This is a genomic window from Streptomyces sp. B21-105, assembly GCF_036898465.1.
In the GTDB taxonomy this organism is placed as follows: Bacteria; Actinomycetota; Actinomycetes; order Streptomycetales; family Streptomycetaceae; genus Streptomyces.
The window spans coordinates 7,122,153-7,146,938 of the sequence record NZ_JARUMJ010000001.1 but is presented as its reverse complement, the minus strand read 5'-3'; the positions used below and the strand labels follow the sequence as shown (position 1 = coordinate 7,146,938).

Sequence of the window (24,786 nt, the reverse complement as noted above, 5' to 3'; positions counted from 1 at the left end):
TGACCGGCCGCCCGACACCGTCCTCGGCCAGTGGCTCGACGAAGGACACGCCTTCGCCGCGAGTCGCCAGGACGACCTGACGGAGACCTACCAGCCGACGAAGTGGAACCCCGGCGGGGGGTGCATGAGGAAGTCGTGGTGCGAGATGTTCCACGCGTACGCGCCGACGACGCTGAAAGCCACCCTGTCGCCCGCCCGCAGGCCCGGCAGCGGAACCCGCCGGGCGAGGAGGTCCTTGGGGGTGCACAGCTGGCCGGTCAGGGTGACCGTGCCGGATCCGGCGGCGGGCCGGGGCCACGGGTGGGGCCAGGCCTCCACGGGCAGCGCCGAGCAGGGCTGGTCGTGGCCCTTGGTCGCCGGGGTGCGCAGGTGGTGCGTGCCGCCGCGCACGACGGCGAAGTCCTCGCCGTGGCTGCGCTTCACGTCCAGGACCTCGGTGGCGTACCAGCCGCAGTAGGCGGTGAGCGCTCGGCCCGGTTCGATGCGCAGGGTCAGGTCCGGGTGGTGCTCCACGAGCCGGGCGAGCCCCTTGCCGTAGGTGTCCCAGTCGTAGCGGCGGTCGGGGGTCGTGTAGTCGACGTGCATACCGCCGCCGACGTTGACCTCGGCGAGGCGGACGCGGTGCCGGGCGGCGAGGGCGGTGGCCCAGTCGACGACCGACTCGGCGACGTCGATCTGCTCCTGCGCCTCCAGGCCGCTGGCCAGGTGGGCGTGGACGCCCAGGAGCCGCAGGTGCGGGAACGTGCCGTCGGCCAGCAGGGCGACGGCGGTGTCGGCGTCCAAGGGGTCGAGGCCGAACGGGGCCGGCCGGCCGCCCATGGCGAGGGAGCTGCCCTCCAGAGAGGCGGCGGACAGGGGCAGGTTGAACCGCAGGAGGACGCCGACGGGGGTGTCCGGGGCCCTGCGGGCGGCCAGATCGGCGAGCATGCGCAGCTCGTGGAGGCTCTCGACGTGGAAACGCTCCACTCCGAGGTCCAGGGCAGCGGTGATCTCGGCCGGGGTCTTGCCGGGACCTCCGAACGCGAGGGGGCGGCCGGGCACGGCGCGGCCCACGTGGGCGAGCTCGCCGCCCGACGACACCTCGTATCCGTCGACGTACGGCGAGAGCGCGGCCAGCAGCTCCGGTTCGGGGTTGGCCTTGGCGGCGTAGTAGAGCTCGACGCGCTCGGGCAGCGCGGCCCGCACGGCGGCGGCGTGCTCGCGCAGCGCCGCGAGGTCGTAGACGTAGGCGGGCAGGCCGTCGCAGGACAGGTCGCGGACGAGGGCGCGCACCGCGCGCGTGGGGGCGGTCATCGGGCGTGGCTCCACGAGTGGTCGGCGGCCTCGGACAGCACGTCCTCGGCGAAGGGGGAGGGCAGGCGGACGTAACCGGCCTCGCGGTCGGCCTTGCGCTCCCAGCGGGTGAGCAGGTTGGCCTTGGCGGGCAGCGGGACGCCGGCGAGGAGCGCGGCGAGCCGGGGCGGGCAGCCGTGGCGGTCGGCGTACGCCTGGAGGGTGGCGCGGACCTGGGCCCACAGCGCGGGCTCGGTCTGCGGGTGCAGATCGGCGACGGCGGCCAGCATCTCGGCGATGTGGTTGACGAACAGGCAGTACGCGACACGGTCCCAGCCGCGCTCGGCGTCGTACGTCATGGGCCCGGCCACCGCGGAGGGCAGCGCGGCGAGGGTGTCGGCGTGGTGCTCGGGCACCAGCTTGGTGCCCTCCAGGTCGCGGAAGAGCACCTGGGCGGGCATGCCGTCGTCGTCGACGCAGACGACCACGTTCTGCAAATGGGGTTCCAGGACCAGGCCGTGATCGAAGTAGGCGGCCAGGACTGGCGGGACGAGGAGTTTCAGGTACGCGGCCCACCAGTCGAGCGCGATGCCGGGGCTCGCGTCGTCGAGGAGGCGGGAGATGTGGCCGGGTCCGCTCGGGTACTCGTCGGCGACGGCGGCGGCGAGGAGCGGGGTGGTGCCGGGCAGCAGCCGGGCGGCGAGCCCCTCGCGGACGATCACGCCGAAGCCTTCGAGCAGGTCCTGGTCCGGCGTGCCGTCGGGGCCGGGCAGGGCGAGGCTGCGGTAGGCGGGCTCGCGGAGCATGGCGCTGCCGGGGAACCGGTCGGTCAGCCCGTCGAGAACGGGTGCGCCGAGCCGGGTCAGGGCCACCGCGCCGGCCAGCTCGTAACTCGCGTTCTTGCGCAGGCAGTTGGTGATGCGGACGTTCAGGCTGAACTTGAGGAACACGTCACCGTCGTAGAGGGTGCGGACGGAGGCCGTGGCGGCGAAGGGGACGCCGCCGGTCCCGAGGTCCAGGATGTCGCCGCGGTCCAGGGCGGCGCGCAGCGCCGGGTGGTCGCTGAGCAATTCGTACTGCCACGGGTGCACGGGCAGCAGACGGTAGCCCTCCGGTACGCCGTCGGCGAGCCGGTCGAGGCGCGCTGTGGCCGCCGGGTCGGCGCTCTCCTCGACGATCAGGTTCTCGCGGACGGCGAGGTGGCGCAGGCGGAAGGACGCGCCGACCTCGGGGGCGTACGTGAGCCAGGAGGCGGCGTCACCGGTGCGGGCCTTGGGGGTGGGGTGGAACCGGTGGCCGAAGAGCAGGGACTGCTCCGAGGCGAGGTAGGTGTCCTGGTGGACGGTGCCGGTCGCGCGGGCGGCGAGCGCCGCCGTGACGGCCTGGTGGCTGGAGGCGATCTGGCCGAGGAACTCGTCGTTGCGCACCCCGGTGCGCAACGACAGCTCGTCCTGGACGTGTTCGGCGAGGCGCCGCCAGTCGATGCGCTCCCATGCGCCGTCCCGCTGCTCGTGGACGGGGCCGGCGAAGCGGTGCGCGCCGAGCAGGGAGGTACGGCGCAGCGCCACGCGCAGCAGCACGCCGGCGCGAGGCAGGCGCAACAGGAGGTGGCCGTCGCTGGCTGCCGTCTGGTGCTCCGGTCCGGAGACCTCCCGCAGCAGGCAGTTGAGGAGGGTGTGCGCCACCGTCGTGTCCGCGTCGGGCAGTTCGGCGGGCGGGCGGGTGGCGATGCCCTGGGGTCGGGGCTGCGACATCAACGGCTCCAGCGCGTGCGGAGGGGGTTCACAAGGGGCAGAGCGACGGGAACGATCACGGCCATGGCCACGACGGTGCCCGTCAGGACCGGGGCGGCCGGTCCGAAGAAGCCGTTGCCGACCGCGGCGGCGACGCCTGCCGCGACGGCCCCGGCCTTCGAGAAGAACTCGAGCGAGCCGAACATGCCGCCGGGTGACCGGCCCTTGGCGCAGTCGGCGGCCAGCACGGACAGACACACGAGCCCGAGGGTGAGGCCCGCTCCGAGCACGAGACGTACGGCGGTGAGGGCGGCCAGCGAGACGGCGACGCCGTGTCCGGCGAGACCGAGCGCGATGCAGAGGAAGCCGAGGGCGAGACCGAGCCGGGGTCGGCGGTGGAACGCTTTGTGCACCGCCATCGCCGTGACCAGATAGCAAAGGTGCGGCAGGGCGAACAGGACACCTGAGACGGCCGGGGAGGTGCCGGGCAGCCGCTCCTCGATGAGCGCGACGAGGTACGGGAAGGAGATGACGGTGGAGAAGACGAAGACGAACTCCAGGGCGTAGAGGGCCCGCAGAGACGTCGCCGGTGCCGGTGACGAAGCCGGTGCCGGTGCCGAAGCCGAAGCCGGTGCCGGTGACGAAGCCGGTGCCGGTGCCGTCCGCGGTGACGGTTGCGCCTCGTCGTCCGCCTCCTCGTCCATCTCCGCGTCCGCCTCCGGCGCGTCCTGCGCCCTCGGGGTCCCGGCGCGCTCGCCCCGGGACTCCGGCAGCGCGCAGATCAACAGGGCAGCGGTGAGCGGCAGCACGGCCAGCAGGGCGTACTGGCGGTGCGGGGAGAGCCAGGGCGAGAGGGAGCCGACGACGATCGGCGCGACGACGAGAGCGGCGCGCGCCGCGCCCTGCATGAGGGTGAGCGCCTTCGACAGGGCCGGGCCCTCCAGTGCCGCCCCCAGGTAGCCGTTGGACGCGGCGAACGTGCCGCCGAGGATGCCCTGGAGGACGAGTGCGGCGGTGAAGGTGGCGATCGAGTCGGCCCAGCCCGCGAGCAGGAACGACACGGCGAGCCCGAGCTGCGCGCGCAGCAGCAGCCGCCTGCGGCCGTACCGGTCCGCGAGACGGCCCCACAGGGGCGCGCCGACGGCGCCGAAGACGGTCGGGACGACGTAGAGCACGCCGGCCCAGCGGGCGGTGGGGTCACCGAGCTCCGGCAGGATCTCGGTGAGGAAGGGCGGCAGGCCGAGGGCGGCGAAGGACGCCACGAAGTAGCATCCGGCCACGGCGTGCACTTGCCGGCGGGCGAGTACGGGGTCCGTCGCGGAGGCGGCGGCTGCGGCGGTGCCGTTCGGAGGGGCGGCGGTGGCACTCAACGTTCGGTCCTCAGGTAGTTGGGGCCGGTGGTGTAGTGCTTGTTGACGTCGGCGGCGCCCGACCGTTCCTTGGACAGCAGCGTTCCGGCGGTGACCATGGCCTTGACCGGAAGTTCCGGCGCGTCCAGGAGGTGCGCGCGCAGTACGGCGCCGGGCTCGCCGGGAGCGGTGCCGAGCCGTTCGACGGCCTCGGAGAGCCGGTCCCGTACCAGCGCCAGCAGCGTCCTGAGCGGGGCGCGGCCGTGCCGGGCGAGGCCGAAGGCGTAGGCGCCCGCGCACAGGTGCACGGTGATGGTGGTGAACAGGTCGGTGACGGCCCGGTCGTCGTCGCCGAAGACGCGGGCGTCGTCGAACTCGGCCGGGTCGGGGGCGTCGGCGCCCAGGCTGTCCCGCAGTCGGCGGAGGTTGACGCGCGGGCCGTCGTTGTCCTTCAGCAGCAGCCGGAGCCGGTTGCCGCCGTTCGTACCCCGGTCCCAGACGAGCGAGATGTTCTGCTGGTGCGACTCCAGGGCGATGCCATGGCCGAACAGCGTGGTCTGCCAGTCGAACAGCAGGGTGAGCACGGCGTCGAGCAGGGCCACCGGGTCCCCGCCGTGGAACCGGTCCGCAAGGTGGTCGAGGACCAGCCGGCCGCCGGGCGCCTCACTGAGCAGTGCCGCCATGGGGACGATGACGCAGTCGTCGAGGCCGGCGGGGTAGCGGCGGCACAGGACGGCGAGGAGCTCGTGCCCGGCGTGGGCGTACACCGTCTCGTCGGCGTGCAGGATCGCTTCCCGGAAGCGTGGCTCCCGGGCGATCACGGTCTCGAGGAGTCGCTGTCCCGCCGCACCGTCCACGAGGGTTCCGGGCTTGATGGTGCGTCGGTTGCGCAGGCCCAGGGTCGCGGTGGCCAGCGGCAGCTTGAGGTGCAGGGACGGTTCGTCGGCCAGGGCGACGGTCCGCATGGACAGCGTCGGTACGACGTCCAGGTGCGGGCGCGGGGCGAGCACCGCGCGCTCGTGCAGGCCGGTCGCCCGCAGCGCCTCCTCCAGTGGCGCGCCCGTCGTGAGCGGGTGGACGGGCAGCGCGAGATGGGTCCGGGAGAGCTCCGGCAGTCCCAGTTCGGCCGGCGTGGGCCAGCGGGCGGGCCGGTGGTCGGCGCCGCCGGGCACGGTGACGGACTCGTGCGGCACGGCGACCCAGTGCAGCGCGAAACGCGGGTGGAACTCGGGTGCGTACGCCCGCACCTGGTCGTCGTCCAGGCCCGCGCGGCCGCGTGCCGTCGGGTACACGGGATGATCGAGACGCGCGGCGAGCGTGTCGTGCGCGAGCCCTCCCGCGTGACCCGTCCAGCGGGCGGGGTCGCCCCCGTGGCAGGCGGTGAGCCGTGCGGCGGTCTCCTCGCGGGTCCGCTCGTGCAGCCGCATGGTGGCGAGGGTCTGCCGGCACTCCTCGGTGTACGCGTCGAAGCCGGGGTGGTCGACCGGCTCGGCCAGGTCCTTGAGGGCGCCGACGATCTCGTCGTACGTGGTGAGCCGGCTGCCGTCCGCCTCCCGGACGAGCAGCGGCAGCCGGGCCGCGTACGCGCTCTGGAAGCCGTCCTCGGCGACCGGCATCAGCAGGGTGTCACCGTCTTGCGAGGTGCGGCGCAGCCACGGGCCGTCCGCCCGCTGGACGAGGGTGCTCCGGCTGCGCAGCCCGACGACGTCCTCCCGCAGCAGCGCGGACAGGACCCGCAGGAGCAGGTCCCGCTCCGCCGTGCCGGCCTGGCCGGGAGCCGTTGCGGCGAGTGTCGTCACGGGGCGATCTCCCAGCGCCGCGCGGCCAGGAAGTCCGCGGCGACCCGGTCGACGGTCGACTGGTCGGTGCCGGTGGCGCGCAGGACGCCCAGATAGTCGCGGTTGGTGTGGTGGAGCTCGTGGCGCTCGCCGGTCTCGCGCAGCGGACGGTAGGTCAGCCTCACGCCGTCGACGTCGAGGTCGACGGGGCCCGGGGCGGACACCAGCGTGCCGGCGGCTTCGGCGCAGGGGTACTCCAGGCGGGCGGCGCCGTCGGTGCGGGCGCCGAGGTCCGCGGGGAGCGGCTCCCCGAGGTGGGTGCGCAGGATGTGCTCGAAGAGCGGGATGTCGAGGAGCTGGGCGAGCAGCAGGTCGCACTGGTCGCCGATGGCCCGGTAGTTCACCTCGATGATGCGGGCCCGGCCCTCGTGGACGACGAACTCGGTGTGACAGGCGCCGAAGCCGACTCCGAGGGCGTCGAGCTGGGCGAGGATCTGCTCGGCGACCGGCTCGGGGTGGGCGGGGACGAAGGTCAGCCGCTCCTCGATGAAGTACGGCGGCGGCGACAGCTCGGTGTGGAATCCGCCCAGGACGTGCCGGACGCGTCCGTCGCCCAGCGTCTCCAGGGTGTACAGCTCGCCGGCCAGGAACTCCTCGACGACCAGCGCCGCTTCGGGCCGCCGGGCCTGTATCTCCTTGCAGCGCAGCAGGAGTTCCTCGCTGTCGGCGGCCAGGACCACGTCCTCGCTGGCGACGCCCTCGCGCGGCTTGACCACACACGGAAACGGCACGTCGAGTCCGGCGAGCACGGACGGATCCGCTCCGGCGGGGAGTTCGGCCGACCGGACCGTGTCGGCTCCGGTCAGGGCCAGATGGCGCCGCAGGTGCGCCTTGTCCTTGGCTCGCAGCGCGGCCCGCCAGTCCTTGGCGGGCAGGCCGAAGTACTCCGCCGCCAGCGCCGCCTGTGTCTGGAGGTGGTCGCTGTTGGTGAACACCGCGTCGGGCCGGTGGTGGGTGGCGATCCTGGTGATGACGGCGCGGAAGTCGCGTACGTCGCACTCCAGGATCTCGATGTCCGGGTGGTCCCGGTGGGCGGCGGGCCGGTCCGTCAGGACGGTGACGTCGAGACCGAGTCGGGCTGCTGCGGGGAGGAATCCCTCGGTGACCGAGTCGGTGGGGTTCAGGGCGAGCAGATACAGCCGCATGGGAGTGGACGGGGCCTTCCGGGAAGGGGAACGCGTGGTGCGGGGCACAGTCGCGCGCGCTCGCGGTGCCGCAACATTGAGCTTAGGTTAGGCAATCCTAAGATTTCAACCGGATCGACCCGACCCGACTCCCCTTTCCCCCGAGGCCGACCGGACGTTCCCCTCGAGGCCGACCGGGCGCGCCGACCTTCCGTCACCCCGATTACCACTAAGGTAAGCCTGACCTCACTTACTGTCGTGAAGGAGTTCCGATGAGGATGGGTCCGGGGTCGATGACCGCCGCGGCGGGCACGGCCGAGCGCGATGCCCCCGGCGAAGCGTCCGCCCTCACCGGCACCTACCTGCGCGTCATCGCCGTCTGCGAAGCGCTCGACGCCCGGATCGTCCGCCCGGGGGCGCCGGACGACCCCGCCGCGCCCATGCCCGACGGAGCGCAACTGGCCGGCGCCCCCGGCGTGCTGGATTCCTTCCTCGACGCCTCGGCGGCCCGTGTCCGCGCATGCCGGGGCCACGCCCCGCGCAGGGACGTCGCCGCCTCCCGGGCACTGCACGAGTACCTGTGGTCCGTCAGTCTGCTGATGAGCGGGGCCTGGTACCTGGACCGTCGCGTGCCGCGCATCTCACCGCGCGACATCCGGGTGGACCTGACGACGGGCGCGATCGGTCTCGTCCCCGGGCAGGACTTCGCCTGCCTGCCGGCCGACCCGGCGGCGGGAGCCGCCGGCGCCCGGACCGTCGGCCACGAGGAGGAGTTGCGCGCCGAGTTGCGGGCCGCGGTCGTCGACCACGTACGCCCGCTGCTGGCCGCGATCGGCCCGTCGATCCGGCGCGGACCGCGCGCCCTGTGGGGCATGGTCGCCGACGATCTGCTCTCCGGTGTCTGGTACCTCGGCCGGATGCTCGACCAGGAGGAGCACGCGGTGCGGGCGGCGACCGAGCTGCTTCCGACGGCGATCGCGCCCTTTCCGGGAGGGGCCGACTTCCGACGCCTCTCGGGGCGCGACGGCCGCCGCTACCCGACCCGCACTCGCCTCGGCTGCTGCCTGTACTACGCGATCGAACCGGACCAGGCGTGCCTGACCTGCCCGAGGACCCGCGACGCCGAGCGGCTGCGCCGACTCGAGGACGCGGACTGAACACCGGCACCGGGTGGACACAGCACGACGGGCCGGTCCCCGCGGTCGTACGGTCTCGTACGCCGCCGGCACCGGCCCGCCCGGAACGGCCCTGCCTGCTTGGCCCAACTCGGCCGTGCCTACTTGGCCGGGTCGACCTTGAAGATCTTCGCCATGTCGTCGAGCACCAGGTCGGCGCCCTGGAGCGAGACGGAGGTCATCCAGGTGGCGTCCTCGACCTCGTGGACGTTGCCCTTCTGCACCGCCTTCAGGCGCTTCCACAGCGGGTTGGCGAGGAACTTCGCCTTGCGCTCCGCACCGCCCGAGAAGGTGGTGACGAAGATGTGGTCCGCGTCGGCCTGGCCGATCTGCTCCTCGCTGATCTCGATGTTGAACTCCTCCGGGTCCTGCTGGTTCGCCGGACGCGAGAGTCCCATGTCGGTCAGGATGATGCCGCTGAAGGTCTTCTGCAGGTAGATGCGCGTCGGACCGTCGAGGAAGCGGACCAGCGAGTAAGTCTGCCTGGGATTCTTCGCGTTGATCGCGTCACCGATCTTCTTCGCGCGCGTCTGGTACGCCGTGAGCTTGTCCGCGGCCTTCTTCTCCTCGCCCAGCACCGTGCCCAGGAAGGTGATGTTCTCCTTCCAGATCGGGCCGGTGGTCTTCACGAAGACCGTCGGCGCGATCTTGCTCAGCTGGTCGTAGAGGTCCTCGTGACGCACCGTCGCCGACACGATGAGGTCCGGCTTCAGGGCGGCGATCGCCTCGAGGTTCGGGCTGTCGAGCGGGCCGACGTCCTTGGTGTCCTTCACCGCGTCACCGAGGTACGGAGGGAAACCCTTCTGGTCCCGGTACGAGCCGACGCCGCCCACGAGCGGGGCGTCCAGTGCGACGACGGCCTCGACCAGGCTGTTGTCCAGCGCCACGACACGCTTGGGCTTCGCCTTGATCTCGGTCTTGCCCTTGTCGTGGGTGACGGTGCGGGGGAAGCTCGCGTCGGAGGCCGCGGCCGCCTTGTCCGCGGCGGGCTCGTCGTCGCCGCTTCCGCCGCCACAGGCGGCCACGGAGAAGGCCACGACCGCGGTGAGCAGGGCAGCGGCGAACCGGCCGGGTCGGCGGCGCTGGATGAGGGTGTTCATGGATCTCCGATACACAAACTGACACTTAGGTAAGGCTTACCTATGACGGAGTTGTGAGAATAGCGGCTCCGCGCGGCCGGATCCACACGGCGGGACGGTCGTACACACAACCGTTAGGCATGCCTTACCTTATGCAGGTGTCTGTGAAGCCCGTCCCCGACTCGGCCGCCGCCGCGCCCCCGCCCGCCCCACCACCTCACCAACCCCCACGAGTCGCCCCACGAGCCGCCCCGCGCGCCGTCGTCGCGGTCCTTCTCGTGGCCGCGCTCGTCGCGGTGTCCTGCGCCTCGCTCGCCATCGGCACCAAGTCCGTCCCGCTCTCCGACGTCCTGCACGCGATCGTCGGCGGAACGGACGGCGACGCCGTCGTCGTCCGCGAACTGCGTATGCCCCGTACCTTCCTGGGCCTCCTCGTCGGACTGGCGCTCGGCGCCGCCGGAGCCCTCGCCCAGGACATCACCCGCAATCCGCTGGGTGATCCCGGTCTCATCGGCATCAGCGCCGGTGGGGCGTTCGCCGTCGCGGCCGGCATCGGGGCCTTCGGACTGACCAGTTCGTACGAATACATATGGTTCGCCTTCCTCGGCGGGGCGCTCGCGGGACTGATCGCGTACGCCGTCGGCGGCACCGGATACGGCGGCGCCACGCCGGCCAAGCTCGCCCTGGCCGGCGCGGCGGTGTCCGTCCTGCTCGACGCCGGTACCAACACGCTGGTCCTGCTCGACGTCCGCACCCTGGACCAGTTCCGTTTCTGGGCCGTCGGCTCGCTCGCCGGACGGGACGCACAACTCGGCCTGGAACTACTGCCGTTCATCGCCGTCGGCCTGCTGCTCGCGATCGGACTCAGCGGCCGGCTCAACTCCCTCGCCCTCGGCGACGACCTCGCGACCACCCTCGGCACCCGCGTGCGGACCACCCGGGCCCTCGGCGCCGTCGCGGTCATCCTGCTCACCGGGGCCGCCGTCGCCGCGGCCGGGCCCGTCACCTTCGTCGGCCTCGTCGTCCCCCACGTCGTGCGGGCGTTCACCGGTCCCGACGCCCGCTGGCTGGTGCCCTGTTCGGCGCTCGGCGGCGCCACGCTGATGCTCACCGCCGATGTCGTCGGACGCATGGTCGCCCGTCCCGGAGAACTGGAGGCGGGAGTGGTCACCGCGCTGCTCGGAGCCCCGTTCCTCGCCGTGATGGTCAAGCGCGGCAAGCTCAAGGAGCACACCCGATGAGCACCCCGCGCACGACGACCCCGCGCACGAAGACGCCGCGCACGACGGCCCCGCGGCCGACGACCCCGCGGCCGACGGCCCTGCGCATGGAGATCGGCCCGTTCGGAGCGGCCGTGCGCCTGAGGGTGGCACTCACTCTCGTCGTGCTGATCCTGCTGGGCTTCGCCGGCCTGGTCGCCTCGGTGTCGCTCGGCACGTACGCCATCCCCGTCGGCGAGGTCCTGGGTGCCGTCCTCGGCGCCGGCGACGGCGCCGCCGACCTGATCATCCATGAACTCCGGTTGCCCCGCGCCCTGACGGCCCTCCTGGTCGGCGCCGCGTTCGGGCTGGCCGGCGCCGTCTACCAGGCCGTCACCCGCAACCCGCTGGCCAGCCCCGACCTCATCGGCATCTCGGCGGGCGCCGGCGTCGGCGCGGTCGGCGCCATCCTGATCGGCGGCGTCGCGTCCGCCGGCGCCGGGACGTTCGGGGCCGTGCCCTTCGGGGCCCTGGCCGGTGCGCTGCTCACCTCCGCCGTCATCTATCTCCTGGCCTTCCGGGACGGCACGATCACCGGCTACCGCTTCGTCCTCGTCGGCATCGCCGCGAACGGCGCCCTCGTCGCCCTCACCCGCTGGATGCTCGCCCGCGCCGACATCGACCAGGCCTCCCGGGCGATGGTGTGGCTCACCGGCAGCCTCAACGGACGCGGCTACGAGCACGTCCAGTGGGCGGGCCTCTCCCTCGCGCTGCTGCTGCCGCTGACCGTCGCGCTGGCCCGCCCGTACCAACTGCTCCAGTACGACGACGACACCGCACGCAGCCTCGGCGTGCCGCTCCGCCACGCCCGCATCGCGCTGCTCGTCCTCGCCACCTGCCTGACCGCCCTGGCCACCTCGGCGGCGGGCCCGATCGCCTTCGTCGCCCTCGGCGCCCCGCAGATCGCCCGGCGGCTCGCGGGCACCCCCGGCATCCCGATGGTGTGCAGCGCGCTCACCGGCGCCGTCCTGGTCATCTTCGCCGATCTCGCCGCCCGGACCGTCCTGGCCCCGACGGAACTGCCCGTCGGCGTGCTCACGGGCGCCGTCGGCGCCCCCTACCTGCTGCTGCTCCTCGCCCGGACCAACCGGGCCGGAAAGGGAGGCTGACATGACCGCACAGCTCACCGAAGCCGTCACCGCCGCCTTGACCGGCGCCGGTCTGCGCCTCGGATACGGCGACCGCGTGGTCGCCGACGACCTCGACCTGACCATCCCGGCGGGGAAGATCACCGCGCTCGTCGGCCCCAACGCCTGCGGCAAGTCCACCGCGCTGCGCGCCCTCGCCCGGCTCCTGAAGCCGGCTGGCGGCACGGTCCACCTGAACGGCGAGGACATCGCCGGCCTGTCCGCCCGCGACTTCGCGTTGCGCCTCGCCCTGCTCCCGCAGACCCCCAGCGCACCCGACGGCATCACCGTCCGCGATCTGGTGGCCCGCGGCCGCACCCCCCACCAGCGCTGGTGGCGCCAGTGGTCCTCCTCCGACGAGGCCGCCGTGGACGGCGCCCTGGCGGCCACCGGAGCCACGGACCTCGCGACCCGGTCCATCGACGAACTGTCCGGCGGCCAGCGCCAGCGCGTCTGGATCGCCATGGCCCTCGCCCAGGACACGCCCGTCCTGCTGCTCGACGAGCCGACGACCTACCTGGACCTGGCCCACCAGGTCGACGTCCTCGAACTGGTCGCCGCACTCAACCGCACCGAGGGGCGCACGGTGGTGATGGTCCTGCACGAGGTGAACCTCGCCTGCCGCTACGCCGACCACCTCATCGCCATGCGCGACGGCCGGGTCGTCGCCGCCGGCGCCCCCTCGGACATCGTCACTCCGGACCTGGTGCGGGAGGTCTTCGGCCTGCGCGCCGCGGTCATCGACTGCCCTGTCGCCGGCACCCCCCTGGTCATCCCGGAGGGCGGCCGCCGCACCGAGCCGGCGTGACGCCCCCTCGCGTACGGGCCTGACGGCATCACCGCGTCACCCGCGACACCCGGGTGCGGTGGACCAGTTCGTCTCCGCAGAAGGGCGAGCAGCACGCGCCCCGGCCGGTAGGGATCGCCGGCCGGGGCGCGTGCTGCTCGCCTTCAGGCGGGGTGCGTGTCCTCGACCACGTATCCGCGCCGCTTGTCCACCATGTTGCGCAGGGGCCGGCCCTCGATGTGCCGGGTGAGGTTGTCGAGGAACAACCCGACCAGCGCCTCCCGCTCGCTGGTGGTCTCGCCCGCCGTGTGCGGGGAGATCATCACGCCGGGCAGGTTCCACAGGGGTGATTCGGCGGGCAGCGGTTCCTGGGCGAACACGTCCAGGGCCGCGCCGGCGAGCCGTCCGGCGGCGAGGTGGTCGACCAGCGCCTCCTCGTCGACGAGTCCGCCACGGCCTACGTTGATCAGCCGCGCCCCCGGCTTCATGGCGGCGAGCACGGGAGCGTCGACCATGCCCCGGGTGTCCTCGGTGAGGGGGGCGGCCAGGACGACGTAGTCCGCTTCCGTCAGGGCGTAGCGCAGGGTCGTCGCACCGTGGACCGTGCCGAAGTCGGGGTCGTCCGTGCGGGACCTGCGGCCCGCACCGCTCACCCGCATCCCGACGGCGCGCAGCAGCCGGGCGATGGCCCGGCCGATCGGCCCCGTCCCCCAGACCAGCACGGTGCGTCCGGTGACGCCGTCACTGGGGCGCGGACGCCACTCGCGGCGCCGCTGGTGCTCCCAGGTGCCGGGGAAGTCCTTGGCGAGGGCGAGGATCAGGCCGAGGACGTACTCGGCGGTCGGCTGCTCGTAGACCCCGCGGGCGTTGGTCAGGAGGACGCGCGGCTCGTCCACCAGGGCGGGGAACAGGAAGGAGTCCACGCCCGCGGAGGACGCGTGGACCCAGCGGGGCGCCTTCTGCGGATCGTCCGGCCACGCCTCCCGGATGGCCGGGGTGATGGTCACCCAGGCCAGCAGGACGTCGGCGCCGGGGAGGAGGTGGGGCAGTTCCTCCTCGGTGGCGTAGACGGTGTCCGCGAGGCGTTCGATGCGTGCGGTGGCGGGGGGCCGGTTGCCGCGGTAGAGGACGACGAGTCGGTCGCGCATGTCAGGCTCCGACGGGGACGGCCAGGTACTTGTACTCCAGGAACTCGTCGATGCCGACGCGTCCGCCTTCGCGGCCGAGGCCCGACTGCTTGACGCCGCCGAAGGGCGCGGCGGGGTTGGAGACCAGTCCGGTGTTGATGCCGATCATTCCGCTTTCGAGGCGTTCGGCGACGCGCAGGGCGCGGTCGAGGTTCTGGGTGAACAGGTAAGCGGCCAGCCCGAATTCGGTGTCGTTGGCGGCGGCGACGGCCTCGTCCTCGGTCTCGAAGGAACGGATCGCGGCGACGGGGCCGAAGATCTCGGTGTCGGTGATCGCGGAGTCGGGGGCGATTCCGGTGAGGACGGTGGGCGGATAGAAGCAGCCCGGCCCTTCGGGGAGTTCACCGCCCGTCAGGACGGTGGCGCCGCGCTTGACGGCGTCGCGCACCAGGTCGTGGGCCTTGCTGCGGCCGGCGAGGTCGATGAGGGGGCCGACGTCGGTGCCGGGTTCGGTGCCGGGCCCGACGGTGAGGGCGGCCATGCGGGCGGCGAGGCGGGAGGCGAACTCCTCGGCGACACTGGTGTGGACGAAGATGCGGTTGGCCGCGCAGCAGGACTCGCCCATGTTGCGCATCTTGGCGACCATGGTGCCCTCGACGGCCACGTCGAGGTCGGCGTCGTCGAAGACGACGAGGGGGGCGTTGCCGCCCAGTTCCATGGAGGTGCGGACGACCGTGTCGGCGCACTGGGCCAGCAGGATCCGGCCGACCTGGGTGGAGCCGGTGAAGGAGAGCTTGCGGATCTTCCCGCCGCGCAGCAGGGGTTCGACGACATCGGCGGCGTCGGAGGTGGTGACGATGTTCAGCACACCGGCCGGCAGGCCCGCTTGGGTGAGGATCTCCGCCAGGGCGAGGCTGGCCAGGGGAGTCTGGGGCGCGGGTTTGAGGACGATGGTGCAGCCTGCGGCGATGGCGGGGCCGATCTTGCGGGTGCCCATCGCCAGGGGGAAGTTCCAGGGGGTGACGAGCAGGCAGGGGCCGACGGGCTGACGGGAGACCAGCAGACGGTTCCTGCCGTCGGGAGCGGTCATCATGCCGCCGTCGACACGGACGGCCTCCTCGGAGAACCAGCGGAAGAACTCCGCGCCGTAGGCGACCTCGGCACGCGCCTCGGCCAGGGGCTTGCCCATCTCCAGGGTCATCAGCAGTGCGAGGTCCTCGGTGCGCGCGACGATGATGTCGTAGGCGCGGCGCAGGATCTCGCTGCGCACGCGCGGCGGGGTGGCGGCCCAGGCGGCCTGCGCGGCGACCGCCGCCTCGACGGCACGCCGGCCGTCGGCGGGTGAGGCGTCGGCGACCTGGCACAGTTCCTCGCCGGTGGCCGGGTTGTCGACGGACAGCGTCCGGCCGGACTCCGCGTCCTGCCAATCGCCGCCGATGAACAGCTGCTTGGGAACATCACGGACGACAGTCATCGTGGGTGTCTCCTTGTGTGTGCAGAGGGGGCTGCCGACCGGTCAGCGGATGCGGTCCAGCGTCTTGTAGTAGGCGCCCGCGAAGGGCAGGAACCAGGCGGTGCCGTTGTAGAGGGGGATGCGGGGCGGGGCGAGGTCGCGGACGGGGCTGACCTCGGGGTGGCCGTCCATCACCTCGGCCATGACCTGCCCCATGTGGGTGGCCATCTGCACGCCGTGGCCCGCGTATCCCATGGAGTAGTGGACGCCGTCCTCGGTCTGCCCGGCGTGCACGATGCGGTCCATGGCGAAACCGACGGAGCCGCCCCACACGTACTCGATCCTGGTGCGGGAGAGCTGGGGGAAGATCCCGCACATCTCACGGAACAGAACGGCCCCGCTCTTCTTGTCCGAGGTCGGGTCCGACGGTGCGAAGCGGGCGCGGCCGCCGAACAGCAGCCGGTTGTCCGGGGTGAGCCGGAAGTAGTGGCAGACCTTGTTGGAGTCGACGATGAGGCGGGCCTTGGGGATGACGTCCCGGGCGAGCTCCTCGCCGAGCGGCTCGGTGACGATGATGAAGCTGCCCACGCAGACCTGTTGGCGGCGCAGCCACGGGAAGTTCTGGTCGGTGTAGGCGTCGGTGGCCATCATGACCTGCCCGGCGCGGATGACACCGCGCTCGGTACTGACCTCGAACCGGCCGGCGGCGGTGCGCCGCACGCCGATGGCCGCGTTGCGCTCGTGGATCTCGACACCGGTGCGCTCGCACGCGTCGGCCATACCGCGCACGAATCGGCCGACGTGCAGGGCGGCGCTGAACGGGTCGAGCAGGCCGCCGTGGTAGGCGTCGGATCCGATCTCCGAACGCAGCTCGGACTTGCCGACCAGAGTCGTCTCGTGTCCGAAGTACTTTGCCAGGTCGCGCTGTTGGGCCTTCTTGCTCTCGAAGTGCGCGGGGCGGGAGGCGACGCCCAGGCGTCCGACACGGCGGAACTGGCAGTCGATGGACTCCTCGTTCACGAGCCGCTCGACGGTGTCCACGGCCTCGCCGTAGGAGTTGTAGATCTCCCGGGCCCGTTCGAGTCCGTACCGGCGGACGGCCTGGCCCACGCCGATGGTGAATCCCAGGTTGGCCATGCCGCCGTTGCGGGCGGAGGCGCCGGAGCCGATCTGGCCCTTCTCGACGAGGGTGACGCGGGCGCCCTTGCGGGCGGAGTGCAGGGCGGTGGACAGACCCGTCAGGCCGGCGCCGACGACCACCAGGTCGGTGTCCTCGGTCAGCGGCTTGCCGGACCGGTCGGGAAACGCCCCAGCGGTATCTGTCCAGTAGGGAATCGTCTTCATGTCGGGTCCTTAGCGGGGGGTTCGAGGGAGGCGAGGTCGGGCGCGACCAGGAGCGAAGACCAGGACGGGCAGGGTGCGGGGATCACGTCAGCCGCAGTCGACCAGCGTCTTCTCCGGACTCACCGCCGGGTCTGCCGCCGGGTCCGCTGCCGCGTGTCCGGGCCGCTTCTACAGCACCCGTTCGAGGAATGCCTGGGTGCGTTTCTCGCGTGGGTCGGCCAGCACTTCGCGTGCGTCGCCGCGTTCGACGGCGATGCCTTCGTCCATGAAGAGGATCTCGTCGGCGACCTCGCGGGCGAAGCCCATCTCGTGGGTGACGAGCAACATGGTCATGCCGTTGCCGGCGAGGTCGCGCATGACGGCGAGCACTTCGCCCACGCGCTCGGGGTCGAGGGCGCTGGTGGGTTCGTCGAACAGCATGATGGTGGGGTCCATCGCGAGGGCGCGGGCGATGGCCACGCGCTGCTGCTGGCCGCCGGAGAGCTGGGCGGGGTACTTGTGGCCGCACCCCTCGAGGCCGACCCTGGCCAGCAGTTGCTGTGCCCGCTCCCGGCAGGCGGCGCGGTCCTTCTTGTGCACCAGCACCGGTCCGGCCATGACGTTGCTCTCGGCGGTCATGTTCGGGAACAGGTTGAACTGCTGGAACACCATGCCGATGCGGGCGCGTTGCTCGGCCAGCCGCTTGGGGCGGACGGCGTGGTAGGCGTCGTCCTTCTCGACGTAGCCGAAGTCCTCTCCGTTGACCTTCAGGACTCCGCGGTCCACGGTCTCCAGGCCGTTGACGCAGCGCAGCAGGGTCGATTTGCCGGATCCGCTGGGCCCGATGATGCAGGAGATCTCCCCGGCCGCGACGGTCAGGTCGATGTCGCGCAGGACCTGGTGACGTCCGAAGCTCTTGCACAGCTTGCGTGCGACGATCGTTCCGTCGGCGTTCACAGCAGGGACTCCCTCGTGGTGGGAACGGGCTGTCCGGCCCCGGGCTCGGCGGCGGTGGCGGCCGGGGTCAGCCGCGCCCGGGTGGAGCGGGAGAAGCGGCGCTCGATCATGGACTGGGGCACGCTCAGCACCAGCGTCATGATCAGGTACCAGAGGCTGGCCACGATCAGCAGCGGGATCGTCTGGTAGTTGCGGGCGTAGATCGCCTGTGCGCTCTGCAGCAGGTCGGCGACGCCGAGCACGCTCACCAGCGAGGTCTCCTTGAGCATGCCGATCACCTGGTTGCCGGTGGCCGGGATGATCGCCGGCATGGTCTGCGGGATGATCACATGGCGGAGCTTGGTGAACCCCGACATGCCCAGGGACTCCGCGGCCTCGTGCTGTCCGCGGCTGACCGACGCGAACCCGCCACGGATGATCTCGGACATGTACGCGGCCTGGTTCAGGGTGAGCCCCACGACGGCCGCCGTCATCGGGGTCATGATCGCGTTCACGTCCACCGGTGTGGAGATGCCGGTGAACGGGATGCCGACCGACAGGTTCGGGTAGAGCGCCGCGATGTTGAACCAGAAGACCAGCTGCACGAGCACCGGGGTGCCGCGGAAGAAGGTGATGTAGAGCTGGGCCAGCCCGGAAATGGGCCGCTGCGGCGACATGCGCATCACCGCCAGCACCAGCCCCAGCAGCGTGCCCAGGGCCATACTCGCCACGGTCAGAATCAGCGTGACCAGCAGGCCGTCGAGAATGGTCTGCGTGGTGAAGTAGCTGAACACCACCGGCCAGCGATAGTTCTCGTTCGTCACCGCGGTCCACACCAGGCCGGCGACGATCGCGATCGCGACCACCCAGGCGACGTAGTCGCGCGGACGCTTCGGCGTGATCCGCTTCTTGTGTTCGGGCAGCAGTTCGGGCACCGGTCGGCTCCTGGTCTTCGTACCGATCAGATCCGTGCTCATGTCAGTCCTGCGGGACGGCCATGGCCGCGGTCGTGATCCCGAGATCCGGGAAGCCCCAGCGGCCCAGGGCATCGGCGTACTCGGGGCTGTCGATGATCGACTGGAGGGCGGCCTGCACCGCGGGGGTCAGCGGCGAGTCCTTCTTCAGCGCGACGGCCACGGTCTTGGCGGTCACCATGGGCTTGAGGACCTCGAACGTCTTGGGCTGCTGCTCGGCCGCCCACCCGAGCGCGGTGAAGTCGTACATCACCGCGTCGAGCCGCTTGGAGACCAGCTGGGTGAGTGCGTCGTTCACGCTGGGCAGGGTCACCGCGTCGATGGCCGGCTTGCCCTTGCTCGTACAGTCCTGCTTGGACAGCAGCGGCACCCACTGCAGCTCCTGGGTGCTGCCGGACGTGACGCCGACGCGGTGCCCGCACAGCGTGTGGGTGCCCAGCTTCTGCGGGTTCCCGTAGGGGACGGAGACTCCGGTCCCGGCCTTGAAGTAGTCGACCATGTCGAGCACCTTCAGCCGGTCCTTCGTGGTGCCCATGGTGGAGGCCGTGAAGTCGTACCGACCGGCCTGCAGGCCGGTGATGATGGTGTCGAACTTGACGTTGTTGATCTGCAGCTTCAGGCCGAGCTTGGCGGCGATCAGCCGGGCCATGTCCGGGTTGAACCCGATCGGGGTCTTGTTGTCCGACGCCATGAACGTGGTGGGCGGGTAGGCCAGGTCCATGGCCACCGAGAGCGTGCCCTCGGCCTTCACCGCCGCGGGCAGCAGCTTCACGGCCTTGGCATCCGGCTTCACGCCCACCGAGATGTCGTCGGTGTGCTCGGCCGACGATCCGGAACCTCCGCCTTGCGCCGTGCCCTTGGCCCCCACGTTCTGCGGCGTGCCGCTCGCCCCGCACGCGGCGAGCGCGAGAGCCAGGGCCGCCGTGACGATCGGGACACTCAAGTTTCTGTTGACCTGCATGGCGGCGGCCACAGCGCCTGCGGTGCGGAGTACGGTTCTGCGGCCTGTCCGGTTGCTTTCCATGGCGGTGCCTCCTGAAGAAACGCTGGGCATACGGGGAATCGGTGATGCGGGGAATCCGTGACGCGGGGAATCCGTGACGCGGGGAATCCGTGACGCGGGGACGACGTACGGGTCACGACGGGGTGGGACGTCGTCGGCCGGTGCCCGAAGACGTGCCGGGCTCATGGGCGGCCGCACGAGACCGGGCGCCCGCCGGGAAGTAGGTGCTGCGTGGGCGGGTGTGCGTCGCGCGTCAGATGCCGAGCATGGTGTTGAGCTCGTCCAGGGACTTCACCGTCACGTAGTCGTATCCGTGGGTGACCGGGTCGCAGCCGCGGTCCAGGAGGACGAGGTTGCGGAAGCCCATGTCGTGCATCGGCATCAGGTCGTAACGGGTGTGGGAGGAGACGTGCACGAAGTCCTCCGGGGACGCGCCGAGCTGGTCGAGCATGTACTCGAACGCCGCGTACCGGGGCTTGTAGTAGCCGGCCTGCTCCGCGGTGAAGACCGCGTGGAAGTCCGCCCCGAGCCGGGGCACGCTCTCCTCGAGGAAGGCGTCGCCGGCGTTGGAGAGGATCACCAGCTTGTAGTTCTCGCCCATCTTCTTCAGCGGTTCCGGCACGTCCGCGTGCGGGCCCCAGCTGCGCACGCCGTCGGCGAACCGCTTGCCGGCGTCCGGGGCGGCCTTCACGCCCCACTTGCGGCAGACCCCCTCGAAGGCGTCCTGCAGAGTCTGCTCGTAGGGGTAGTACTTGCCGAGGACCGAGTCGTAGCGGTAGCCGCGGAACTCCTTGACGAACTGGTCCCAGTGCTCGGCCGGGATCTGGTCGCCGACGAGTTCACGCGTGATGGGGGTCATCGGCCACTCGATCAATGTGCCGTAGCAGTCGAACGAGACGTACTTCGGGCGGAACTGGAACGAGGGAATGGGCATGGAAGTGCTCCACTTTCTTGCTTCGGGGAACTGGTCAGGGCCGGCGTGGGCTCTTTTGGGCATGCTCATGACGAAGATGTGGCGAGTGGGGGGTGATGACAGTGAGCGGGGGGTGATGTCCGTGAGCGGGGGTGATGAGTTCGACGATCGCCGGGATCAGGCGGTGCCGGCTTCTGCCGGGGCGAGGAAGTCGACGGGGTGCTGCGTGGCGCCGTCGAGCGCCAGGTCTGCGGCGATCTCTCCCATCGCGGGCGAGAACTTGAAGCCGCTGCCGGAGAACCCGGCCATGACGGTGATGTCGTCCTCGCCGGGGAGATGACCGACGAGCGGGTTCCCGGAGTCGGTGTAGCCCTCCATGTAGGCCGACATCCTGATGGGGTCGGGGTTCAGGTCGGGCATGAGTTCACCGATGAGCTCGCGGAAGACCCCGAGTTCCTCGGGACGGACCGTACGCTCGAGCCGTTCGGGCGCGGGCACCGGCGCATGGTATTTGACGGAGAGACCGAGCTTGACGGAGATGCCGTCGGGCGACGGGATCCCGAAGCAGTCGTGGGGTGCGGCGCGCACGAAGGGCGGGGCGCCCCCCGCGAACCAGTCGTGGCGGGTGGGCAGGTGCCAGGAGCAGACCACCCGGCGGACGTCGACGGTCCGGGGGAGGTCCGGGAGCAGGGTGTTGATCCACGGGCCCACGGTCACCACGGCGGCGTCCACGTGGTCCGTGCCCCGGTCGGTGACGACCCGAACCCCGCCGCCCGCCGCGGGGACGACCTCGCGCACCGTGGTGTAGCGGTGCAGCCGGGCGCCCAACTGCTCGGCACGGGCGGCGGCGGCCTGGATCGACGCCTCCGGCCTGATGACGGCGCCCAACCGGTCGAGGACGGCGGTGTGTCCGTCCGGGAGCCGGTGCTGCGGGTAGCGGCGGGCGAGTTCCTCCCGGTCCAGTACCTCGTGATCCAGCCCCTGGGCGGCGCTGGTGGAGAGGAGGACGCTCATGGACGGCGAGGAGGCATCCCCCATCACCAGGCTGCCGCTGCGGCGTCGCAGCGACCGGCCCGTCTCCGCCTGGAGCTGCTCCCACATCCGGTCCGCGAGCCGCAGCAGCGGAACGTACCCGGGCTCGCCGAGGTGGGCGGCTCGGTAGATGCGGCTCTCGCCCCCGGCCGCGCCGCGGTCGTGACCCGGTGCGTACCGGTCGTAGCCGATGACCTCGGCTCCGCGGGCCGCCAGTCGCCACATGGCCTGGCTGCCCATGCTGCCGGCACCGATCACGGCGACGCGCTTCGGGATGCGCATGAGGTCGCTCCTCTCGATGGTGGGGTGGGTGGCAGTCGGGCCCCAGCACCGTCCGGACACCGTCCGGACACCGTGCGGGCCTTTCCGGTTCGGGTCCTGCTGGGGATGGCGTTCACTTTCCGCCCGGGGGAACCTGCAGGTCAACCCACACTGTGTTCCGCCTCGGGGCCTTCTCGAGACGGTCTGTCACAGCGGACGGCCGGGCTGCACCAATACCGGCCCCCCTCTTGTCACGGTGGGTGGCCGGTGCGAGGGTGAGCCCGATTCCCTCGGATGAAAGCACCCCCTATGCCGCCCAGACATCACGCACCCGGGCACTTCCCCACACTGAGGGAGGTACTGCGCCTGCCCGTGCTCGCCGAAGGGATGCCGCGCGTGCTGGCCGGCGAGTCCCAGCTGGACGGCCCGGTGCGCTGGGTACATGTCACCGAGCTGCTCAACCCCGCCGATTTCCTGGAGGGCGGCGAGCTGGTGCTGACGACGGGCATGCCGCATCCCGAGGACGCCTCCGAACTGCGCGGCTACGTCGACCAGCTCGCGGACGTCGGCGCGGCCGGCCTGGTCGTGGAGCTCGGCTACCGGTACCGGAAGGTGCCCCCCGAGCTGGTGGCGGCGTGCCGCGCCCGTGAGGTGCCGCTGGTCGAGCTGGCCCGTGGCGTCCGGTTCATCGACGTCACGCAGACCGTGCACGCGCTCATCCTCGACGCCCAGGGGGCACTGCTGCGCCGCGGGCGGGAGATCCAGGACATCTTCACCGCCCTGACGCTGCGGGGCGCGGACCCCGAGGAACTGGTGCACACCACCGCGGAGCTCACCGGAGCCCCCGTGGTGCTGGAGGACCTCACCCACCGGGTCCTGATGTGCGAGCTGCTCGGCCGGCCGTACGAGCCGGTGGTGTCGGCCTGGTCGCGGCGGTCGCGGGCCGCCCCGACGCCGGAGAGGATCACGCCGAGCGGCCCGGAGGGGTGGCTGATCGCTCCGGTGCAGGACCACCACGGCCCGTGGGGACGGCTGGTCCTGCTGGAGGACCGGCTGAACGCCGAGCCCGACCCGGAACACGTCCTCGTACTGGAACGTGCGGCGGTCGCGCTGACCATGGCGCGCCAGGCCGGACAGGCCTGGTGGGAACGCAGGGCCCACCGCTCGGTACTGCGGGACCTGTACGAGCGGCGTTTCCGCTCCCCCGCCGACGCGCGCGCCCGCGCGGAGGCACTGGGACTCCCGGCCCTCGGGCACCGGCTGTTCGCCGTGGTCATCCGCCACCCGTACACCGGCACCGAGGACGAGCACCTCGACGAACGGATCGCGAAGGCGCTGACGCACACGGGCGTGCGCGCCCTCGTCGGCGAGACGGCCCCGGGCCGGATCGGCGTACTCATGGCACTGGCACAGGCGAGCGCCTGGCAGCCGGTCGCCGAGCGGATCGGCCGTCTGACCCGGGAGGAGCTCGGACCGCGGGCCGTCGTCGCCGTCGGCCCGGGGGTGACCGATCTCGGCGGGATCGCCCGGTCGTGGCAGGAGGCGGAGCAGACGGCCGAGGCCATCACACCGGCCTCCCCCGAGCGGTGGTTCTACGTCCCCGCCGACGTCCGGCTGCCGGAGCTGCTGGGCCTCCTGCGGAAGGACACCCGTCTGCAGCGGTACGCGGAACGGCAACTGACCCGCCTCATCGAGCACGACGACCGCAACGGCGGCGATCTGCTCCCGGCACTGCGCGCCTATCTGGCGGCGGCCGGGAACAAATCGGTCGCGGCGAAACGCGCCGGCATGTCCCGGCAGGCGTACTACCAGCGCCTCCACACCATCGAACGGCTCCTCGGCTGCGACCTGGAATCAGGTCTGCAGCGCACGTCCCTGCACGTCGCGGTGCTGGTTCTGGACGCGGGAGAAGCAGCTGTTCCCGGCGCATGACGGGGCACGTCGCCCGTCCCCCGCCGGGCGCCGGGGTGGGTGCTCGCCACGAGCGCGGGCCGGTGGGGACGCGACTCGCACAAGGGTCCGAGGGCGCGCGCGGGAGCGCCCGGTGACCGTGACCGGTGGGCGGCATCGCCAGACGGAGGTGGCGAACGCTGCCCGAACTCCCCTAACGGTCCAGCATGATGGTCGACATGACGCCGCATCAGCGAAATCGGCAGGCGCGCCGGTCCGAAGGAGGGGAGTCGACGCCGCCACGGCGGAGCCTTCGCGACTTCACCGGAGAAACGGTCTGGGCCGATCTGTTGGAGCGCTCCTTCGAGCGGAGGCATTCGGCGGGCACCGTACTGCTGCGGCAGGGCGAGCCCGGGACGCACGTGCTTGCCGTCGTCACGGGCGTGGCCAAGGTCATCCGTGGAGCGGAACGGGGATCTGTCGCTGCTCGCCTTCCGCGGCCCGGGTGAGCTGGACGACGGCGTCCGCTCGGCGAACGTCGAATCCATCTCCTCTTGTGTCGTGGGGGCCTTGGGCAAGGCGGACTTCCTGGCATTCGTCGATGACCATGGCCTGTTCCCCACACTCGTGAGGTACGCCCTCACGCGGCTGAGGGAGTCGGACGAGGCTCGAGGCGGCGGCGACATCCACGTCCGGTTGGCCGCCGCGCTGGTGTACCTGATCGACATCTCGGCGCAGCCCCCCATCGCGCTCGGCGCGGGCGGCGCTGTGGAGCTCGCGCTCACCCGGCACGAGCTGGCACAGCACCTGGGGGTGTCCCGGAACACGGTCACCACCGCCCTGCGCGCCCTGGCGTCCCGCGGTGTGCGCGCGGAACGCAGGCGGATCGTCCTCGACGACCTACGGGCTCTGCGACTCACCGCCGACGGGGAGACGTAGGGCGAACGCACCAGCATGTGTGGCGTGCGTCACGCCGCTTCTGCACGCCGCGAGCACACGGTCACCCCCCTTCCCGGCAGGCTCGAGCTGTCCACGACGAACGAAGTCCCATGCGAGGAGATCCCGTGTCACGTACCGACCAGCCCTATGCCCACAGCCGTTCGCTTCCCCCCTATCGCGGCATCCTGGCCG

General features: G+C 71.8%; 20 protein-coding genes. 6 read left to right on the top strand and 14 right to left on the bottom strand.

What is annotated here, in order from left to right:
* Positions 1-87 precede the first annotated feature (87 nt).
* The 5 genes from QA802_RS32130 to QA802_RS32110 are packed head-to-tail and all read right to left on the bottom strand — an operon-like array spanning position 88 to position 7,337.
* Positions 88-1,293: a type III PLP-dependent enzyme gene (locus tag QA802_RS32130; RefSeq protein WP_334530038.1), complete on the bottom strand. Its 1,206-nt coding sequence runs from the start codon at positions 1,291-1,293 to the stop codon at positions 88-90.
* Positions 1,290-3,026, bottom strand: a complete 1,737-nt coding sequence (locus QA802_RS32125; RefSeq protein WP_334530035.1) for an IucA/IucC family protein — start codon at positions 3,024-3,026, stop codon at positions 1,290-1,292. The genes QA802_RS32130 and QA802_RS32125 overlap by 4 nt, the downstream gene beginning before the upstream one ends.
* Positions 3,026-4,375 carry an MFS transporter gene (locus QA802_RS32120; RefSeq protein ID WP_443042204.1) on the bottom strand — a complete coding sequence of 450 codons (1,350 nt, stop codon included), beginning with the start codon at positions 4,373-4,375 and terminating at the stop codon, positions 3,026-3,028. Before QA802_RS32120 ends, QA802_RS32125 begins: the two co-directional genes overlap by 1 nt.
* On the bottom strand, positions 4,372-6,153 hold the full coding sequence (locus QA802_RS32115; protein ID WP_334530032.1) for an IucA/IucC family protein: 1,782 nt from the start codon (positions 6,151-6,153) through the stop codon (positions 4,372-4,374). Before QA802_RS32115 ends, QA802_RS32120 begins: the two co-directional genes overlap by 4 nt.
* Positions 6,150-7,337, bottom strand: a complete 1,188-nt coding sequence (locus tag QA802_RS32110) for an ATP-grasp domain-containing protein (protein ID WP_334530029.1) — start codon at positions 7,335-7,337, stop codon at positions 6,150-6,152. Before QA802_RS32110 ends, QA802_RS32115 begins: the two co-directional genes overlap by 4 nt.
* 272 nt (positions 7,338-7,609) lie before the next feature.
* On the opposite strand from QA802_RS32110, the gene QA802_RS32105 reads away from it, so the two are divergent.
* The gene (locus QA802_RS32105) at positions 7,610-8,473 is read left to right on the top strand and encodes a (2Fe-2S)-binding protein (RefSeq protein WP_443042305.1); all 864 of its coding nucleotides are present in this window, start codon (positions 7,610-7,612) and stop codon (positions 8,471-8,473) included.
* A 119-nt stretch (positions 8,474-8,592) separates the two neighbouring features.
* Here QA802_RS32105 and QA802_RS32100 read toward each other — a convergent pair whose 3' ends face one another.
* Positions 8,593-9,591 carry an ABC transporter substrate-binding protein gene (locus QA802_RS32100; RefSeq protein WP_334530026.1) on the bottom strand — a complete coding sequence of 333 codons (999 nt, stop codon included), beginning with the start codon at positions 9,589-9,591 and terminating at the stop codon, positions 8,593-8,595.
* A 137-nt stretch (positions 9,592-9,728) separates the two neighbouring features.
* On the opposite strand from QA802_RS32100, the gene QA802_RS32095 reads away from it, so the two are divergent.
* From QA802_RS32095 to QA802_RS32085, 3 genes are read left to right on the top strand one after another with little or no spacing between them, the layout of a single operon-like run.
* Entirely contained in the window at positions 9,729-10,811 is a 1,083-nt protein-coding gene (locus QA802_RS32095) for a FecCD family ABC transporter permease (RefSeq protein ID WP_334530023.1), read from the top strand.
* On the top strand, positions 10,808-11,938 hold the full coding sequence (locus tag QA802_RS32090; RefSeq protein ID WP_334530020.1) for a FecCD family ABC transporter permease: 1,131 nt from the start codon (positions 10,808-10,810) through the stop codon (positions 11,936-11,938). The genes QA802_RS32095 and QA802_RS32090 overlap by 4 nt, the downstream gene beginning before the upstream one ends.
* 1 nt (position 11,939) lies before the next feature.
* The gene (locus QA802_RS32085) at positions 11,940-12,764 is read left to right on the top strand and encodes an ABC transporter ATP-binding protein (RefSeq protein ID WP_334530017.1); all 825 of its coding nucleotides are present in this window, start codon (positions 11,940-11,942) and stop codon (positions 12,762-12,764) included.
* A 143-nt stretch (positions 12,765-12,907) separates the two neighbouring features.
* On the opposite strand, the gene QA802_RS32080 is transcribed toward QA802_RS32085, so the two are convergent.
* The 8 genes from QA802_RS32080 to solA all read right to left on the bottom strand — a co-directional run bounded on the left by QA802_RS32080 (position 12,908) and on the right by solA (position 21,786).
* Positions 12,908-13,891, bottom strand: a complete 984-nt coding sequence (locus QA802_RS32080; RefSeq protein ID WP_334530014.1) for a D-2-hydroxyacid dehydrogenase — start codon at positions 13,889-13,891, stop codon at positions 12,908-12,910.
* A gap of 1 nt (position 13,892) precedes the next feature.
* Positions 13,893-15,344 carry an NAD-dependent succinate-semialdehyde dehydrogenase gene (locus QA802_RS32075; protein WP_334530011.1) on the bottom strand — a complete coding sequence of 484 codons (1,452 nt, stop codon included), beginning with the start codon at positions 15,342-15,344 and terminating at the stop codon, positions 13,893-13,895.
* 42 nt (positions 15,345-15,386) lie between these two features.
* Positions 15,387-16,667 (bottom strand): NAD(P)/FAD-dependent oxidoreductase, encoded by a 1,281-nt coding sequence (locus tag QA802_RS32070; protein WP_334530007.1) that lies wholly within the window; start codon positions 16,665-16,667, stop codon positions 15,387-15,389.
* 168 nt (positions 16,668-16,835) lie between these two features.
* Positions 16,836-17,603, bottom strand: a complete 768-nt coding sequence (locus QA802_RS32065; protein WP_334530004.1) for an amino acid ABC transporter ATP-binding protein — start codon at positions 17,601-17,603, stop codon at positions 16,836-16,838.
* Positions 17,600-18,559 carry an amino acid ABC transporter permease gene (locus QA802_RS32060; RefSeq protein WP_334530001.1) on the bottom strand — a complete coding sequence of 320 codons (960 nt, stop codon included), beginning with the start codon at positions 18,557-18,559 and terminating at the stop codon, positions 17,600-17,602. Before QA802_RS32060 ends, QA802_RS32065 begins: the two co-directional genes overlap by 4 nt.
* Before the next feature lies 1 nt (position 18,560).
* A complete protein-coding gene (locus QA802_RS32055; protein WP_334529998.1) occupies positions 18,561-19,499 on the bottom strand; it encodes an ABC transporter substrate-binding protein in 939 nt (312 codons plus the stop codon).
* A 313-nt stretch (positions 19,500-19,812) separates the two neighbouring features.
* Positions 19,813-20,493 carry a haloacid dehalogenase type II gene (locus QA802_RS32050; RefSeq protein ID WP_334529995.1) on the bottom strand — a complete coding sequence of 227 codons (681 nt, stop codon included), beginning with the start codon at positions 20,491-20,493 and terminating at the stop codon, positions 19,813-19,815.
* 156 nt (positions 20,494-20,649) lie between these two features.
* On the bottom strand, positions 20,650-21,786 hold the full coding sequence (gene solA / locus QA802_RS32045) for an N-methyl-L-tryptophan oxidase (protein ID WP_334529993.1): 1,137 nt from the start codon (positions 21,784-21,786) through the stop codon (positions 20,650-20,652).
* 288 nt (positions 21,787-22,074) lie between these two features.
* On the opposite strand from solA, the gene QA802_RS32040 reads away from it, so the two are divergent.
* Together QA802_RS32040 and QA802_RS32035 are read left to right on the top strand one after the other, a co-directional pair.
* Complete coding sequence (locus tag QA802_RS32040; protein WP_334529990.1) at positions 22,075-23,697, top strand: PucR family transcriptional regulator; 1,623 nt, start codon at positions 22,075-22,077, stop codon at positions 23,695-23,697.
* Positions 23,698-24,114: 417 nt separating this feature from the next.
* A complete protein-coding gene (locus QA802_RS32035) occupies positions 24,115-24,594 on the top strand; it encodes a Crp/Fnr family transcriptional regulator (RefSeq protein WP_334529988.1) in 480 nt (159 codons plus the stop codon).
* Positions 24,595-24,786: the final 192 nt, after the last annotated feature.